This is a genomic window from Nostoc sp. WHI (assembly GCF_015714725.1).
Classification (GTDB): domain Bacteria; phylum Cyanobacteriota; class Cyanobacteriia; order Cyanobacteriales; family Nostocaceae; genus Nostoc.
Genome location: NZ_WBKM01000271.1, coordinates 1 through 16,516 on the forward strand (window position 1 = coordinate 1; position 16,516 = coordinate 16,516).

The window sequence follows — 16,516 nt, forward strand, 5'->3', positions numbered from 1 at the left end:
GGGAGCGATGCGATTTTGTGAGATGCCTTGCTTCGTTTGGGCAGGGGGCAGGGAGCAGGGAGCAGGGAGCAGGGAGCAGGGAGCAGGGAGCAGGGAGCAGGGAGCAGGGGGATTAGAAATTAGCGTTTTATGAGCCAAGGAGATGGATTGTTAATTATGGTTACTAGAATCCCTAAAACTCGGTTGTAAACTCCATAAAGCTCTCTGCCTATATCAACGTCTAAATAACTACATTTAACAGCAAATTTCAGCCAAGTCTGAGTTTCTGCTGCTTCCGCTTCTGAATCATTCAATTTTGCAATAAAAGCAGCTTCATAACGGCGTTTTCTCCATGCTTCTGCCAGATTTGCACAAACTGAACGAGATGAACGACGAATTTGATCAGTTAAAGAATAACGTTCTTCAACAGGAAACTTCTTAGATAATTCAAAAATTTTCATGGCTACATCAAATGCCATTTTATATACTTCCAAGTCTTCATGACTTTTTATTGGTTCTTTTTCCATTCCCCCTGCCCCCTGCTCCCTGCTCCCCTGCTGTCTTTAACATGATCTCACAAAATCGCATTGCTCCCGCTCCCGCTTCTGTGACGCAACTCCTCGGCATATTAACTCAGCACTACAAAGATTGTGCGATGGTGGACGGCTGATAACGATCACAGCCAACTGGTTTTCTCCAGCTAACCCAACTTGGAGAGAAACTTTTGTGAAATGGCAGGACAACGCAAGGGTGGTACTTTCGGTTGGGGTTAATGGTAAAGCCTACGCGAAGCATGGAACAACAATAGAAACCCGAATCACGGTGATTGATAAAGTTCCTGCTGATAATCCTGCCGCAATCCCTTGTATTACTGAGACTCTGGAGCTGCCCGAACTACTGACATTGATTGAACAGTTACCGCAGCGTTTTCCGTGGCAGCATTCTCAAGCTAAACTTCTTACCACTGTTAACAAAGTCGTTGCGCTACCAAAACGTACCGTAGTTGCTCAACCAGAAGCAGAAACAGTTTCCTCCATTCTAGATGTTGTCATCTTAGAATATGAAGTCATTGAGTGGTTTGCCACCGATGGCTTAAAAGATACTCTTTACGAAACCTATCGCCCACAACGTATCCGAATCAAGGACGCTTTACCCCATCCCTCGTTACTTTGCGAGAGTGCAGCCCTAGCACTTGTCTCGCCACCAGCCCCAACTTACAAACCGCATTTTCCTAGCAATATTATCACACAAGGCTTGTTGTCAGAGGCACAACTTGAAAGCGTTATTTACGCTGGTCAAGCGCACTGTGAATTTCTCTCTGGTTCATACTTGGTAGATGACTCGCTTGATAATGTAACTGTAGCAGCAACTAGCTCAGAAAACGCTGTTAGATTTCGCCGTGGCTGGTTCCTTGGTGATGGTACTGGTGCTGGTAAGGGTCGTCAAGTCGCTGGTATCATTCTCGACAATTGGTGTCAGGGGCGGCGAAAAGCAATTTGGGTATCTAAAAGTTCTGCCTTAATTGAAGATGCCCGTAGAGACTGGTGTGCTTTAGGAGGTGATGCAAAAGACATTATCGACCTCAGTAACATCAAACTTGGCGACCCCATCCCTTTCACCCAAGGCATCTTATTCTGCACATACTCGACTCTGCGCTCACAAAAGAATGGTAAAAGTCGGCTCAAGCAAATCGTGGAGTGGGTAGGTAAGGACTTTGAGGGAGCGATCGCCTATGACGAGTGCCACAGTATGGGCAATGCGATGGCGCAGGAGGGGACACTCGGCTTAGTGAGTGCATCACAACAGGGCATTGTTGGGCTGCGGTTGCAAAACGCATTACCGCAGGCACGGGTTGTCTATGTCTCCGCGACTGGAGCGACGAAGGTTTCTAACCTATCTTATGCAAATCGTTTGGGGCTTTGGCAAACAGGTGATTTCCCGTTTACCTCCCGTGAGGATTTTGTGGAATCCATAGAGGGCGGTGGTATTGCAGCGATGGAGGTAGTAGCCAGGGATCTCAAGGCTTTGGGGCTGTATCTGGCGCGGAGCCTTTCATTCGAGGGAGTTGAGTATCAGACTCTCGAAATTGAGTTAACGCCGACGCAAGAACGGATTTATAACAGCTATTCTGATGCTTTTCAAGTTATTCACCATAATTTAGACAAAGCCCTGCAAGCTTGTAATATCTCTGGTTCCAAGACTTACAACCGTGCTGCGAAGATGAGCGCGGTGTCTCAGTTTGAGTCGCACAAGCAAAGATTCTTCAACCATCTGTTGACTGGCATGAAATGTCCGCAGTTAATTAAAGCAATTGAAGAGGATTTAGCTGCTCTTAACGCCATTGTTATTCAAATTGTATCAACTAATGAGGAGTTGCTTAAGCGCCGACTCAATGAAGTTGCACCCGAAGAATGGCAGGATCTCAATCTTGACCTGACTCCACGGGAATATGTTATGGACTACTTAATGAGTGCTTTCCCTGTTCATCTGCATTCCATTCATTCTGGTGAGGATGGAGAAGAAAGATCCGAGCCAGTCTTTGATGCCGATGGCTCTCCAGTTATTTCGCAAGAAGCCGTAGCTTTGAGAAATGCCTTAGTCGATAAGTTAGCAAGTCTTGACCCAATCCCTGGCGCATTAGAACAATTGCTGTGGCATTTTGGTCACAAGCAAGTGGCTGAAGTCACAGGTCGTAGCAAGCGAGTTCTCAAGGATGATTCCGGGCGTTTGTTTGTTGATTCGCGTGGTTCCGGCGCTAACATTGCTGAAACTGCTGCATTCATGGCGGACGAGAAACAAATTCTCATCTTCTCTGATGCTGGTGGTACTGGTCGCAGTTACCATGCTGACCTTAACGCTGTGAATCGTCGGCGGCGATCGCATTATTTGTTGGAAGCCGGCTGGAGAGCAGACAATGCCATCCAAGGACTTGGGCGATCGCACCGCACAAACCAAGCATCTGCACCCGTGTTCAAACCTGTTACCACTAACGTCATAGGTGAACGCCGCTTTATCTCAACCATTGCCCGAAGGCTGGATAGCTTGGGCGCTCTTACTCGTGGTCAACGGCAGACGGGTGGCAATGGGATATTTGAGGCTAAAGATAATCTGGAATCGAACTATGCAGAACACGCCCTGTATGAATTATTCAGACAAATATACCAAGGTCGATTTTATGAAGTTCCACTAGGGACTTTTGAGCAAATGACAGGACTGAGTTTAACCTCTCATGAAGGCGGGATGAAAATCGACTTGCCTCCATTGCGGCAATTCCTCAATCGACTGCTGGCTCTACGCATCGACATGCAAAACATCATTTTTGAGCGTTTTGAGTTGTTGCTAAGTCAGCAGATTGAAGCAGCGATCGCGGCTGGTGTCTACGAGATGGGTGTAGAGACTTTACGGGCTGAACGCTTTACTGTTGAGAGCCAGGAAGCTGTATATACTCATGCTCAAACTGGTAGCGTCACCAATTACTTGAAAGTGGAACGCACCCAGAAGAACAACATCAAAACTGCTGAAGAGATGTTGGAGTTCGCCACTCAATATCAAGGACGGCTCATGATCAACTCCAAGTCAGGCAATGCTGCTGTATCAATTCCAACACATAGTATCTACGACGCTGATGGTGGTGTTGTACCAAGAGTGTTACTCGTCCGCCCTCAAAAAGAAACCCGTATACCAGTCAAGGATTTAGAATCTTCCACTTGGAAAGCGGTTTGTGTCGATGCGTTCGTCGCAGGGTGGTCTATTGAAGTAGACGCACTGCCCAAGTTCACTACCGATTACCTGCATTTGGTAACTGGTATTTTGTTGCCCATTTGGAAAATCTTGCCGCAGCACAATAGCCGAGTATTCCGCTTGCAAACCAGCGATGGACAAAAGATACTCGGTCGGGTGGTGAATGCTAATGATATTAAGTCGGTGGCTGAACAACTCGGACTCAGGAACAAGCTGTTAAGTCCACAGAAGTTAGTCTCTTTAGTGCTAAACGAAGGCTATTCCCAGCAGTTACCGGGTGGCGTAACTTTGCGGCGTTCTTACATTGCCGCAGAACCTCGCATAGAACTGGTTAATGCTATCTCACTGGCAGAGCGACTCTTAGCTGTTGGATGTTTCACCGAGATCATCAACTGGCAAAAGCGCCTATTCATTCCGGTTTCAGACAAAGCACCGGCTATTCTAGCGGCTGTGATTGAAATCTTGGGGTAATTCCTAACCTCAAAGACCCAGATTAAATATCTGGGTCTTTTTTACTTTTAAAAAATTAATAAGCTAATCGGTATTGAAGTTTTACCTTCATCCTTTGAGTGTTAACTCTTACCCCTTACTGGCGTTGACTATCTTAACTAAATACTGATTCAAATAACTTTGGGCAGCGATGATAACACCAAGGGAAGTGCAATCTACCATACAAACGCTCCGCGAGAAATTAATGAAATTCTTGTGGAGAAAGCGATTATGGCTAAGAAAGACTTTGCAACCGCCCAAGCCGTTGAGTTGTACATCGGCAACTATCGATTTGATGCCATTAGGATTGTTGAAACGAAAGAGTACCGGATGTCTCAAAATCACATACTTGAGACAATAGGTATAAATAAAAACTGGTTGACCAGGTTACAGTTTAGCCTACCCCGTGTCTACAAAACCCTTATAGAGCAAGGGTTAAATCAGGTTACACTTTCTGCGGAATATACGGTTAAAACGACAGTAACACGTGCTATAACGTGGTCACTAAGAGATGCCAGAATAATTTGGCGTTACTTTGACACAAAAGGAAATGCACAAGCTCGAAGGTTAATTGATGCCTTATCTGAAGACTCACTTACTAGCAGATTCGATCAAGTCTGGGGTGAACGACGTACAGTCGAACAGCGACGCATCGATGATTGCCGCATCCTTGATACCCCGCGTCCTTGGACAAAACTTTTTGAAACTGAGTTTGAGGAGAATCTAGCACGGATAAGCAAGCTGCATAAAAAGCATATACAAAATGGCAAATACTATTGGGAGTTTGTCTACAACTGGATGACTCCAGAAGAAAAAGCCAAGCTCGATATCGTTAATCCAATTTTGCCTAACGGGAGGAGGAAGTACAAAATACATCAAATGCTGTCGAAAGAAACAAAGGAGAGATTATCTCCCCATGTGATATCAGTTCTGGTTCTAATGAAGTCGGCTAACTCGGTGGCAGAACTGAGGCGGCTGGTGCAGCGGCAGTACGGAATAGATCAGCCAAATCTCTTTGATGGTTGGAATGTGGAATAGTTGACGTAAGTTCTGCGGTAAACTGTTGTCAGCTTACCGCAATCTTGTGTGAGCTTTAAAATGGCATTCCAGCAATATGAAGCTTTGGTTTTTCAGAGTTTCGCTATATCAGAATTTTGCATACGTGAAAATAACATCATTGTTTAACCTTGGTTTGAGAAAACCTATAATGGCATTCCAGCAATATGGAGCTTTGGTTTTTCAGAGTTTCGCTATATCAGAATTTTGCATACGTGAAAATAACATCATTGTTTAACCTCGGTTTGAGAAAACCTATAATGGCATTCCAGCAATATGGAGCTTTGGTTTTTCAGAGTTTCGCTATATCAGAATTTTGCATACGTGAAAATAACATCATTGTTTAACCTCGGTTTGAGAAAACCTATAATGGCATTCCAGCAATATGGAGCTTTGGTTTTTCAGAGTTTCGCTATATCAGAATTTTGCATACGCGAAAATAACCAAATTACTTGGCAGAACAAATCTTAATTTTGTAATTTTTGATATAGTGCTATTTTAGCATATTGGAATTTTGCATACGCGAAACTACAAAATACTGAAATTGTGAAAAACTAAATTTTTAAAGTTGTATAATTTCACTATTTCGCTAACATACGCTATAAGTCTAAGCTCTAATTCAGCAAAAGGAACCAATAGTGATTATTACAGTGGCTAGTTTCAAAGGTGGAGTAGGCAAGACAACAACGGCTGTTCACTTAGCAGCTTATTTAAACCGAAAGGGGGCAGCTTTACTTGTTGATGGTGATCAGAACCGTTCTGCTATGACATGGGCTGCACCAGGGAAACTACCATTCAAGGTAGTCACTGATATTCAGATGCCTAAATATATTCGTCAGTTTGAGCATATTATAATTGACACCCAAGCCCGACCAACTAAAGAAGACCTTGAAGAGCTAGCTGACTCTTGTGATCTTCTTATCTTGCCAACGACACCAAAAGCTTTAGATTTGGATGCTCTTTTAAGAACAATTGAAATCTTGCACCAGATGAAATCCAATTTTAAAGTTTTACTAACGATGGTTCCACCACCACCAAGCCAGTCTGGGAAGGAGGCAAAAGAAATGCTTTTAGCTGAAAATATTCCTATTTTTAAAGCCGAAATTAAGCGCCTAGTAGCTTTTGAGAGAGCGCCTTTAGAGGGTGTTATCGTCAAAGATTACCCTGACCCAAGAGCAGATGCTGCTTGGGCTGGGTATGAAGAACTTGGAAAGGAGATAATGGTCTAATGACACAAGAAAAACCAGCAGGTGGTCGCTTTGCAAGTCTTCGAGCATTGCGAGAACAGCGTACAGAAGAACCACTTGAACCGCAAGAATCGCTCGAAGCACAAGAAGTACTTGAACCACAAGAAGTACCTGAACCACAAGAAGTACCTGAACCACAAGAAGTACTTCAAGAGCAAGAAATAGAACAAGCTAGTTTATTACAAACAGATGTAACAGACAAAACAGAGAAAGGCTTGAAAGAGATACCAGAGGCAATGAAGCTTCAACCAGTTGTAGCAAAGAAAACAAAAAGCAACCTGCCTCAGAAAAATAAAACTGTACCTCAAGATGAAAAGCGTGGGCCAGGACGCCCTGCTGGTCGTCGGAGCAATCCCGACTATACTCAAATTTCTGCATATATTCCTTTGGATATGTTATTAGAAGTTCAAGATGTCTTAGCAGAGGAAAGAAAAGAATTGAGAAAGCGAACACCGCGCCCTGTAAGCGATTTAGTAGAAGAACTATTAGGAACATGGCTGAAAAAGCAAAAATCTAGTAAATCAGATAGATGAAAAACTGAAATTTCATATTTTTGCGTATGCAAAATTCTGAAGTCTTTCATTCCTAATCTTTAAGCAAAACATTGAAACATGAACGAATACTTCAGTGGTGAATCCGAATGAATCGAAACCGCCAGGAGCAGTTGTTGGCCTAGATGACCAAGGGTTATGGTGGCCTACTTTACCGTTGCGGCTAAGTGTTGATGAAGTTGAACAACACAAAAGACCTCAAGAAGAGGCTGGAAAACCTGAATTGGTGAAAGATATAAATTACAAACTAACCTATGAGTGGGTAATTCTCACTACTACACTACCTGCTAATTATGATGTTTATCGCCAAGTAGTAAAACCTTACCTCCAAAAAACTCTTTTGGAATTGACTTTGGGTGTGAATGATAATTCAGTTGAGAAAGCTGAACCTGTAAGCAAGTACTAACGCACTCGTTACATAGTCAGCGAGAAGTTAAAGAGCAAGACTGAATTGCTTTTCAACAAAAGATTGACGGTAAAGTATAAATCAAAGAGTCAACGATGATCTAATTTAATTTCTGCTGTGTTGATAAAAAAGATTTCAAAAATGACTATTGGGGGCTATATGGGGGCTATATATACCCCAACACAGGTTCAAGACTTTGGGGATATTTTGACCCCTATATAGGGTGTATATAGGTGCTAAGTAGGGTATATTTGACTGATTAATATTTTATACCCCATTTAGCCCCCAAGGGGTTATGATAAGCTCTTGAGTTGGGAAAATAAGGGTGAAGTTATTTTATTCTCCTTTCTCTTGCTCTTGCAGATCGCTTGAACAGATAATTTTCACAAATCAAAGTCTATTACCTTTCTCTTTATGTCTAACATTCACACCTTGCAAAAAATTTTTCCTGCCGGCTTTGATAACGGTTACGGAAGCCTAAAACTTTTAGTCGAAGGGTTTGAAGTAGTTCGCGTCCCCAGCTATATAACTAATGCCGAGATGGAAGATGTTCCAGGACGTGTAGTTTTCAACGGTACTGCTTACACAGTTGGAGAGTCTGCTTACCGTACAGGAAATTATTTTGACCGCAACACAGACAATAATGAAAATAAAGTCAATAACGCGTTGTTGACTTTATTAGGTGCATTAGCACATCTCCCGCACCGTAGGGCTTGGCACTTAAAATTAGTAGTTAGTTTGCATGATGTCGGTCTGGCTGAAGAATTACAAAAAGTACTCAATGGAGAATATCAGCCAATACTTGCTGGCAAACAATCAGATGTAAAAGTAGAAGTGCTGAAAGTTGTACTAGAGGGTATGGGTGCATTATTTGGGCATCCACTACCCAAAAAATTAACCATTTTAGACTTTGGCAATGGTACGACTTTGTATTCTCGTTATAACCGGGGTCAGCGAGAAGTTCACACTGCTTACCCCATAGGTGTAGAAGTTCTCATCGATGATATCTCCCAAAAAATGAAACATTTAAATGGCGGAAAAATTGGGGATGCTTCCAAAATCCGATTTTGTCTGGAAATGGGGCATACCAGGTACAGCCGTGACATCGATATCAAAGATATATACAGTGCAAGTTTAAAAGATTGGTATGAAAAATACTTGAAGAAAGTGGTGAATCTGACACTTGATGCCAAGCACCAGGGGGATGAAATCTGGGCGATTGGTGGAGGTTGCCTCTTACCAGGATTTAAGAAGCTGTTGGAGAAAAACGGCTTCAAAATCCTGGACAATCCGGTAGAAGCCAATGTCTCTGGGCTTTTAGAGATGGCAAAAACTATGACCAGCAAGAACCCAACTACTACATCTCTTAAGTGAATATAACTATGGCAGATAAAAAAGACTTAGCACCGGAAAAAGTTCGCCTTAAAGATAATTACCGAGAGCGCATATTTGCAGAATCGCAAAAACTAGATAAAAGTTACCTGGACACGCTTTACTTTATAGTTGATTGCTATTTTGTTTTCATCAAGGCTGGATTACCTGCACAACTTTTAGCTGACACACCGATTAATACTGAAGATAACCAACTCACGTCTTGGACTCCAACTCCATTTGCAGAGGAGAAAGAAGAAGATTCTTCAGGGGAAACATTCAGCCTTGATTTTGATTTGTAACCGTCAAAGGAAGTTGGCAACGTAGTAGTCACGGTATCAATTTGATACATTTTGAGCGATATCCGTTCCTCAGCTCCCTCTGAAAAATCACCACTCAACGCCGGCGATCGCTGCCCTTGACATATCTACCTTGCCTTTATCTGTAGGCAAATATCATAAATGTAGCTATTTGACAAGACATTTGTTATACTTGTTTACATGAACAATGATTTAGACTTCAAATCTCCTGAGCTATTTGGTTCTGTTGTTTTCAGACCTGATTTTAATAGCTTTAAGACTATCAATGCTTCCCAAGCTTGGTCTTTATTCTTTACAGGTGGTAGAGAAGACAAAAAACTAGATTCTAACCCTCGAATAGGTCTTTTGTTTACTAGTATTTTGCTAGGTCTTAGTGTTTCTGGGTTCGCCAGCGCACTGATTACCCGGACAATATTTCCTGCTTAAGTGCTTGACTAGTAGCTAATACGAACTATAACTCTGAACCACCAACTTCTTGGTGGTTCAGAGTTATAGTGTGTCTTCACTAATATCTGAGTAACGCCATCGTTTTGCCTAACCTACAAATCTTTTAAAGTCTGACTAACCTTGAGGATATCAGGACAAATATTCATCTAAAATTTGGCAATTTAATCTAGGAGAATTCATGTTAGACTTTAACACCTTGACGATATTCTCAAGCACTTACTGCATTGGCATTTGTGCCTTTCTAATCCCAGTCAACCTAATTGCTACCTCGTTAACAATAGGTTTGACATTATTGTGTCGTCCAGCTATTGAGATTTGGCGAAGTGCTGCAATTGCCAGTACCTTTGCTTTATTAATCATACTGCACGTATTTGCTTGGTTCATGATTGGAGTTGTCATGGCTCCCACATACATTTTATTGGGACTAGGAAGCATCTGCCTGGGAGCAAATTTAGGAGCAATTCTCCTATACAAACGCTTTGCAAATGCGTATGTAGCGATGAAAGTTGAATTTTCCTAAGTACACTGAAAAGTAGCCCTTTATAGAGCAACCTTCTAGCCAACTTAGTTTTTCAAAAATCCAAAACTACTGTGTGCTAAAGTTGACGAACTTGATGGAAAACTTCTGTAATATCACCTTCTCTGTCAAAAGCATGAATCACACGAGTGGACTTGCTTACAAGGTTTTCTACAGTCGTAAGTGCCTTTACCCACCTGTAATAGCATTTTTTGCTCAAAGGGTCGGTTTCTTGCTTCTTTACGTGCTGCTGCAAGTCATTTTTCCTTTCAAGCTCCTAACTTTAGCTATAGGAGACAAAGAAATGCTTCCGCTCCATATTCCAAGCTCCTGAATTTATTCATGGGGTTATTAATTACGGATTACGTAAAGCCTGCGGCATAGCTTTGCTTAGAGCGTAGCGGGGCGCAGCCCATTAGTAATTACGAATTGGAGCAAAGCGACTTGGCTCCTGGCTGCCGAATTCTTCAAATCTATCTTTGTAAGTCTATTTGTTGCGCTTGAGATTTAGCTAATATTTGATCAATTTGAGTATTAGCATCCTCAAAAGTTTGCAATATCTGTGGAGTTAGTTTATTAGTCTGTACCTGACCAGATTGCAAGTTTAAAATTACCTCTCCATTTTTCTGCGAAATAGTTAAACTTCTCTGCTGGGTATTGAAAGCCAAGTCATAAATTTTTCCAAGAAATTGAGTACCATTTTCATCAGACTTACCCCAGACCATGCCAATCCTTTGAGCAATTTGACTTAGCCGACTGATGGCTTCAAGCTCAAATGTATCTTTCTTCATTACTGTCAACGCTTGGGCTGATAATTGCTCACCAGCTTTAAACTGATTGGCCACCTCTATAATGCGTTTTTTGTAATTTTCCGACTTCCCTAACTTATCTGCGGCATTGTACCAATTTCTTAAGTCATCAATAGTAACTGATTGAGTTTGGACTTCTTGGTTGGGTGCGGCTCTGTTTTGTGGTTCAGGAAACGGGACTATAAAACCCTCCACATAATCCCCCAAGGGTTCAAGATATAGTCCCCAGACCTGCCCTTTGCCCGTGAACAGTTCTGGTAATGCTTTGGGTGAGTGCTTTTCCATATCAGCCCATTGCTGTTGATAAACGGGGTCAGCAATCATATCAGGTGTGATTTGATACTGCTTACCAACTCGAAAGGCGACTTGTTTATCAATACCTGTCGCCAGAGCAATGTCCCCTTCCTTAAACCCATACTGTTTGTAAGGCTGATAAGCTCTAGTGGTATGAGTCCGACCATATCCTCTGATCGCATCAATGCAAGTATCCACGGGTAAAAGATTGGTGTCACCATGCATCATTAATGGGTAGTTCATGGGAATCGGTTTGCCTTTGATGCCTGAAGGAGCAACATTTTGAATATCTTGGGGTGGAGTGGTTGGAGTGCTTTGCAAAGGCTGGGATTGCGCTGATTGAGATGGAGGTTTCAAAAACTGCGGTCGTGTGGCGAGGGAGCTAACTCTTTGCTGATACTCAAGGGTAGACTCAATAATTGCCCCAAATTTCTTAGTCATATTATCCAAAGTTTTGGGAGGAATTGAACTACTGACTAAGTTAAAGACCGTTAAACCTTTTTGGGTTTCCCTGATAACATCATCTATTGGTACTTGCTGACATTCAACTTTTTGAGCAGTTAACCATTTAGTAACAGCCTCAGCTTTCTGGTTGTCAACAGCCAAGCCCATGACTCCAAGTTTTCTGTTTGATTCTGTCGAAAATAAGAAAGTAGGACGCTCTTTAATATGATGGAGAATTTTCGCACTACTCTCAATCATCTCTTGTTGTTCAGGATTAACCGATTGAGTCTCAAAAGCCTGAAATTCCTTCGTCCATTTCTGGGGATATTCAACGGTATTAGGATCAATTTGAGCGCAAATAACAGAAAAATTACTTTGAATAATCGCCGGTGCGGGTGTAAGTTGTCTGCTTTTGAGCAGTCCAAGCTGTCTGAGCGCGTCTTTGTCTTTTTTGAAATGTAATACCCCCAAGGGTTCACCATTCAAAAATACACCATCTCTAGTTTTAGAAGCTGAGGTTTGGATAGTCAGTTTTCGATAATCTTGATCATTGAATGTCTGACCAGAAAAATCATAAAAGTTAATTTTATTAATTTTGAGGAGATTCCCATTAGGAGACTCACCCAGCACGAAAGCTTGATCTCCAGTTTCAGAGATAGACGTGAGCTTTAATTTTAGAGGATTACCATTTTTTAAGTAATCAATTTGTTTCAACTGAAGGAGCGAATCACTGTCTAACTCACCCAAAGTCAAAGCATCAATTTTGATTTTTACAGTTTTGTCAGGAATCGGCACAGTGCCAAATTCCAAGTTGACCGATTCGGTATTAAAAACAAGTCCTGCATAAGAGAAGTTCTTGAGTTCACGGATAGTAATTTCAACCGGCTCGTTTCCTGGCAGCCCAATAGTTGCTTTGGCAGTAGCAGGTTCTACCCCAACGAAACTAGCTTGCGCTTTCGTACCAATGGGAAGCTGTGCGGTTCTGGTTTCGAGCATGGCGAATTCCTTATATTCGCCGTCACTATCCTGGACAAATAACAATCTGGAAACATGGCGCTCATGTCCGACTGGGTGGTGAGAAGCTCTGATTTCTACAGGGTGCAAATCATCCTTGTTCCAGCCTCGACCCAAAAATTGATTCGCTTCATTCAAAAGTGTGACTAACTTCGGTTCAGTAAATTGCAATTTATCTAAGCGAGAAATAATCTCATTGGGGAAAGCAGCGAAGGCGAAATTAGAGACTTTTTTAGCGATCGCCTGGGGGTTTGCGTTTTCTTTTCTTGCAACTTCGAGTTCATCCTGGCGGGATGCACAGATGTTCCAAGCGGCGGCAGCGGATGCAAGTTTTTCTGACTCTGGTATCTTCGCATAAAATGCTTCTGCCCCTTCATAAGCCAAGGCAAAGAGTAGTTTAGTTTGGCTTCTAGTAAGTTCTGGTTTTAGTTCTAGGAGTTTAGCTCCCTGCATGGTCATCCCCGTCTTGAGGTTGTGGTCAGTCACAGATTGTTGGCTAACTGTTCCCAGTTTATGGTATGCGGGTTTCCTATCCTCCCCAATCTCACCATCTATCTGTGCAACTGCTAATAATCGGTGCGGGCGTTCTTTACTTCTGAATTGCTCTCTTATTTCATCTAGGCGAATGTTCAACATCTGGGCTTTCCAGATTAGGGGATGCCCGTAACGGGTGATATTGGTAATTTCGAGTTTCGCCCCTTGTGGAGTTTGCACAATTGCGGATGGCCCTTTCTCAGTTTCACGCCGTTGGGACATCCGAACCGCAGCGTTGAATTTCCGATCAAACTCGTATTTGGCGGCGATCGCTGCCAATTTTTGCTGTGGTGTAAATTCTACTCCTTGGAACAAGTCTTTAAACTGGACGATGGGACGCGATTCTAACTGTGATTCTTGGAAATATTTATTGGTTTGGCTAATTAATAATTCTACTGGCGAGTAGCCCTTTGGTGTTATCCCCGTGTTTAAATAAACTGACGAAGATTTCTTATCTTTAATATAATTAACATCACGATACAAGTAGCGGCTGTTTTCCCTGATTAAATCCATTTCAGGTTTTTTTGCACTTTTGAATAAATCAACCGCTATTTGGTTTTGATAACACCCCTCACCAATCATTTCTCGGTACATCAGGCGGTTAACATCCATCGCCTGCTGAATAATCTCTGGAGTTCTTTGACCCAAAGCAAGTTCAACAAACCCTTGCATATAAGGCTTGTATTCTTCTCGAATTAACTTTGGATCTTTCTGGCGTTCTTGCTCAAACAGGGTTTCGTAATGGTTTGAAACTTGGTCTAGATAATTTGATTTCTGCTCAAAAGTACCGTAAGTCTTTAGTACCTCAATTTCTGATTCTAATGCCTCCAGTGCTGTCACTTGATTGTTGATTATGCCCACGCTAATGCTATCGCTCATGTGAATAGCGATTTTTTCAAATGGGGGCTGGCTTCCATCTTCCAAATAAAATGATTGCTTTTTGAGCTTAACTGTGGGGGAATAGGCGTTTTGGGGAAGATTTCTTCGCTCTGCCTCTGCTGTTAAATTAGGATATAAGCCGGCTCGTGCTACACCAATACAATCACCATCGTAGTCTCGTGCTTGGCGTTCTGATTCTGTTTCTGCTGGGTCGATAAAATCAACATCAACCAAGAGTGCTTCTAGCTCTGTGATTCTTTGCTGTATGCGCTTGTGGTCTTCGTCATTGACTACAATTATGCCTTGCAATGATTTACCATCTGGCGCAACACGGTCTTCAACGTGTTTATTAGTAGAGACACACAAACCATTAGAGTTGAGGAAAGGAGAGCGAAAATTAAGAACTTTTTCTCCAAGCTTCAGCCAAGGGACACAAATTTCACCATTTTTGAGTTCCTTGGAGGGAATAATCATTGCTCGGTCAAAAGTAAGCGTTTTCCCAATAGCAATATCTCGCCACTCACTTTGTACAAACCGACTTAATTCCTGTTTAACCTTCTCAGTTTCTAATAACTGCTGATGCCCTAGTAAATCGGTTTTAATGAGTTGGTACATGAACAAATCATCTTTGGTACTCTCGTCATCCAATTCCTGATCTGCATCTAAGTCATCATTTGTCCTTAAGTTTTTAACATCTGCTTCTTGATTGTTGACTTCTCCTATTTTTAATTTATTTTGGCTCAATGATTCTTTACGTTTTTCGTATCTTTCACAATAGTAAGCAGCAACAATTCTTGGGTCATTTTGAATAGAGGCTAATCTTTGAGCTTGTACCTCTAGTTCCTCGGCAAAATCTTTCATTCCTTGGGGGAAAGATGCCAGCAGTTGGGAGATAGACATCTGACCTTGTTGAGATTGCCCTTTTTCAGCTAACCAAATATTTTGCTGATATAATCCTGGCTTAATCTGCGGTTTAGTAGATCCTTTGGGTCTATCCTTGTCTGTTCCCTTAAAACTGCTTACGGGGAGAATTATCTCTATTTTTGGTTTGTTATTTGGATCTGCATATTTTATTCTATCTAGTCTGTATGGTCGGAGCGTTCCTTTGCCAAAACGATATTTAGTAGTATCTTCTCCAACTCCATCCACCCAACCAAATCGATGCTGAATTACACGATAGCTTTTATCTACTTGGGATTCTCTTAAGGTTAGCTTGTCATAAAGCTGTGTTGAAATCTGCCCATAACAATCGCCAACTAATTTATATGCTAAATCATTTGATAATATTCCTCCATTTTCACCCCTATTATCAGTAGAATCATCTACTACCAGAATGTTTAGCTTTTCGTGGATCGCATTTTTACAAGCCCCAAGGAAGATGGAACCATAAGCGCCCCGGTCTTTACTATCTGGACAAATTTTTTGAATCGTTTCTAAACATTCCTTTTCTCCATAAAGTAAACGAGTTTTTGAAGATAATAGTAAAATCTGTCCATCTGGATGATTTTTTAAATCTTCGTCTGTACTGTATTCATCTGAATGTCCAAATGAGAATTTTTTGTCAGGAAAGTAAAATTCCAGTAAAGTATTACTGAGCTTTTCAGTTAAAATTGATTGAGAGTTCGTTTTGTTATCGTCTATATAGATCCATTGATTTAAACGAGGGTCAAAATGCTTCAATTCCAGAGTCATAAAATTTGAAACTTGATAAACATTAATTAAATTTTTGAGAGGTTTTTATGTCAAGGATTAAGCGCTGGATAAATATGAATAAAAAAGAATTCAACCCAGATGGAAGTTTGAAAGATGAAGCCCGACAACAAATGTTGTCTACAGGAATGAGTAAGGAAGCAATTACTGACTATGCTCTTTCGTTGAAAGAAGAATACGACGAGTGGAAGCACTTGGACGAGACTGATCCAGAGCCGTGGCCAATCTACACAGCTTACGATTTCTTCACTGAACAGGAAAAAAAGGAATTCAACCCAGATGGTTCTCTTAGACCTGAATATGTAGAATATGCTCGTCAAATTGGCATCAGTGAAAGTGCGCTGGAACAGCTTGAGTGGCGTAAGAAAATAGAGGTTGATGATTATAATGAAATGTCTGCGGATCACGTAGAACAAGGCATCAACTTTGGTGAATGGTTGATGCAAGGGAGGATTGGAAACAGCAGAACATACGTCCAACGTCGTCAGCAGATGGAGCAAGACCTGCGTAACTTTGAGCCGGAAGACAGTTTGCCTTTCGACAAGTACACCTCTTATTAAAGTAGGTGAGTTACGCTGTAAAGAAAGTTTTTATCCATCAAATACAGTGATTTTACTTGAATATGTGAAAGAAAGCGATCGCCTCACCTTGGGCATGAAAGTAAATATTCATAAACTGCCTTTTTACTCCGTTGACTTGAAAGATTTT

Annotated in this window: 13 protein-coding genes; 10 read left to right on the forward strand and 3 right to left on the reverse strand. The window is 41.7% G+C overall.

What is annotated here, in order from left to right:
• Positions 1-119: 119 nt before the first annotated feature.
• Complete coding sequence (locus tag F8S12_RS27235; protein WP_196517134.1) at positions 120-506, reverse strand: four helix bundle protein; 387 nt, start codon at positions 504-506, stop codon at positions 120-122.
• Positions 507-627: 121 nt separating this feature from the next.
• On the opposite strand from F8S12_RS27235, the gene F8S12_RS27240 reads away from it, so the two are divergent.
• From F8S12_RS27240 to F8S12_RS27280, 9 genes are all read left to right on the forward strand, one after another.
• The gene (locus tag F8S12_RS27240) at positions 628-4,191 is read left to right on the forward strand and encodes a strawberry notch family protein (RefSeq protein WP_230968309.1); all 3,564 of its coding nucleotides are present in this window, start codon (positions 628-630) and stop codon (positions 4,189-4,191) included.
• A gap of 249 nt (positions 4,192-4,440) precedes the next feature.
• Positions 4,441-5,247, forward strand: a complete 807-nt coding sequence (locus F8S12_RS27245) for a P63C domain-containing protein (RefSeq protein ID WP_196519412.1) — start codon at positions 4,441-4,443, stop codon at positions 5,245-5,247.
• A gap of 656 nt (positions 5,248-5,903) precedes the next feature.
• Positions 5,904-6,494, forward strand: a complete 591-nt coding sequence (locus tag F8S12_RS27250; protein ID WP_190944375.1) for a ParA family protein — start codon at positions 5,904-5,906, stop codon at positions 6,492-6,494.
• Positions 6,494-7,045, forward strand: a complete 552-nt coding sequence (locus tag F8S12_RS27255; RefSeq protein WP_196519413.1) for a hypothetical protein — start codon at positions 6,494-6,496, stop codon at positions 7,043-7,045. The genes F8S12_RS27250 and F8S12_RS27255 overlap by 1 nt, the downstream gene beginning before the upstream one ends.
• Before the next feature lie 94 nt (positions 7,046-7,139).
• On the forward strand, positions 7,140-7,469 hold the full coding sequence (locus F8S12_RS27260; RefSeq protein ID WP_196519414.1) for a hypothetical protein: 330 nt from the start codon (positions 7,140-7,142) through the stop codon (positions 7,467-7,469).
• 414 nt (positions 7,470-7,883) lie between these two features.
• Positions 7,884-8,843, forward strand: a complete 960-nt coding sequence (locus F8S12_RS27265; RefSeq protein WP_196519415.1) for a ParM/StbA family protein — start codon at positions 7,884-7,886, stop codon at positions 8,841-8,843.
• 8 nt (positions 8,844-8,851) lie between these two features.
• Complete coding sequence (locus F8S12_RS27270; RefSeq protein WP_196519416.1) at positions 8,852-9,142, forward strand: hypothetical protein; 291 nt, start codon at positions 8,852-8,854, stop codon at positions 9,140-9,142.
• Positions 9,143-9,340: 198 nt separating this feature from the next.
• Positions 9,341-9,586 (forward strand): hypothetical protein, encoded by a 246-nt coding sequence (locus F8S12_RS27275; RefSeq protein WP_196519417.1) that lies wholly within the window; start codon positions 9,341-9,343, stop codon positions 9,584-9,586.
• A 199-nt stretch (positions 9,587-9,785) separates the two neighbouring features.
• Positions 9,786-10,127 carry a hypothetical protein gene (locus F8S12_RS27280; RefSeq protein ID WP_196519418.1) on the forward strand — a complete coding sequence of 114 codons (342 nt, stop codon included), beginning with the start codon at positions 9,786-9,788 and terminating at the stop codon, positions 10,125-10,127.
• A 76-nt stretch (positions 10,128-10,203) separates the two neighbouring features.
• On the opposite strand, the gene F8S12_RS27285 is transcribed toward F8S12_RS27280, so the two are convergent.
• Entirely contained in the window at positions 10,204-10,380 is a 177-nt protein-coding gene (locus F8S12_RS27285) for a hypothetical protein (protein WP_196519419.1), read from the reverse strand.
• Between the two features lie 217 nt (positions 10,381-10,597).
• A complete protein-coding gene (locus F8S12_RS27290) occupies positions 10,598-15,790 on the reverse strand; it encodes a hypothetical protein (RefSeq protein ID WP_196519420.1) in 5,193 nt (1,730 codons plus the stop codon).
• A gap of 74 nt (positions 15,791-15,864) precedes the next feature.
• On the opposite strand from F8S12_RS27290, the gene F8S12_RS27295 reads away from it, so the two are divergent.
• Positions 15,865-16,368, forward strand: a complete 504-nt coding sequence (locus F8S12_RS27295; protein ID WP_230968310.1) for a hypothetical protein — start codon at positions 15,865-15,867, stop codon at positions 16,366-16,368.
• Positions 16,369-16,516: the final 148 nt, after the last annotated feature.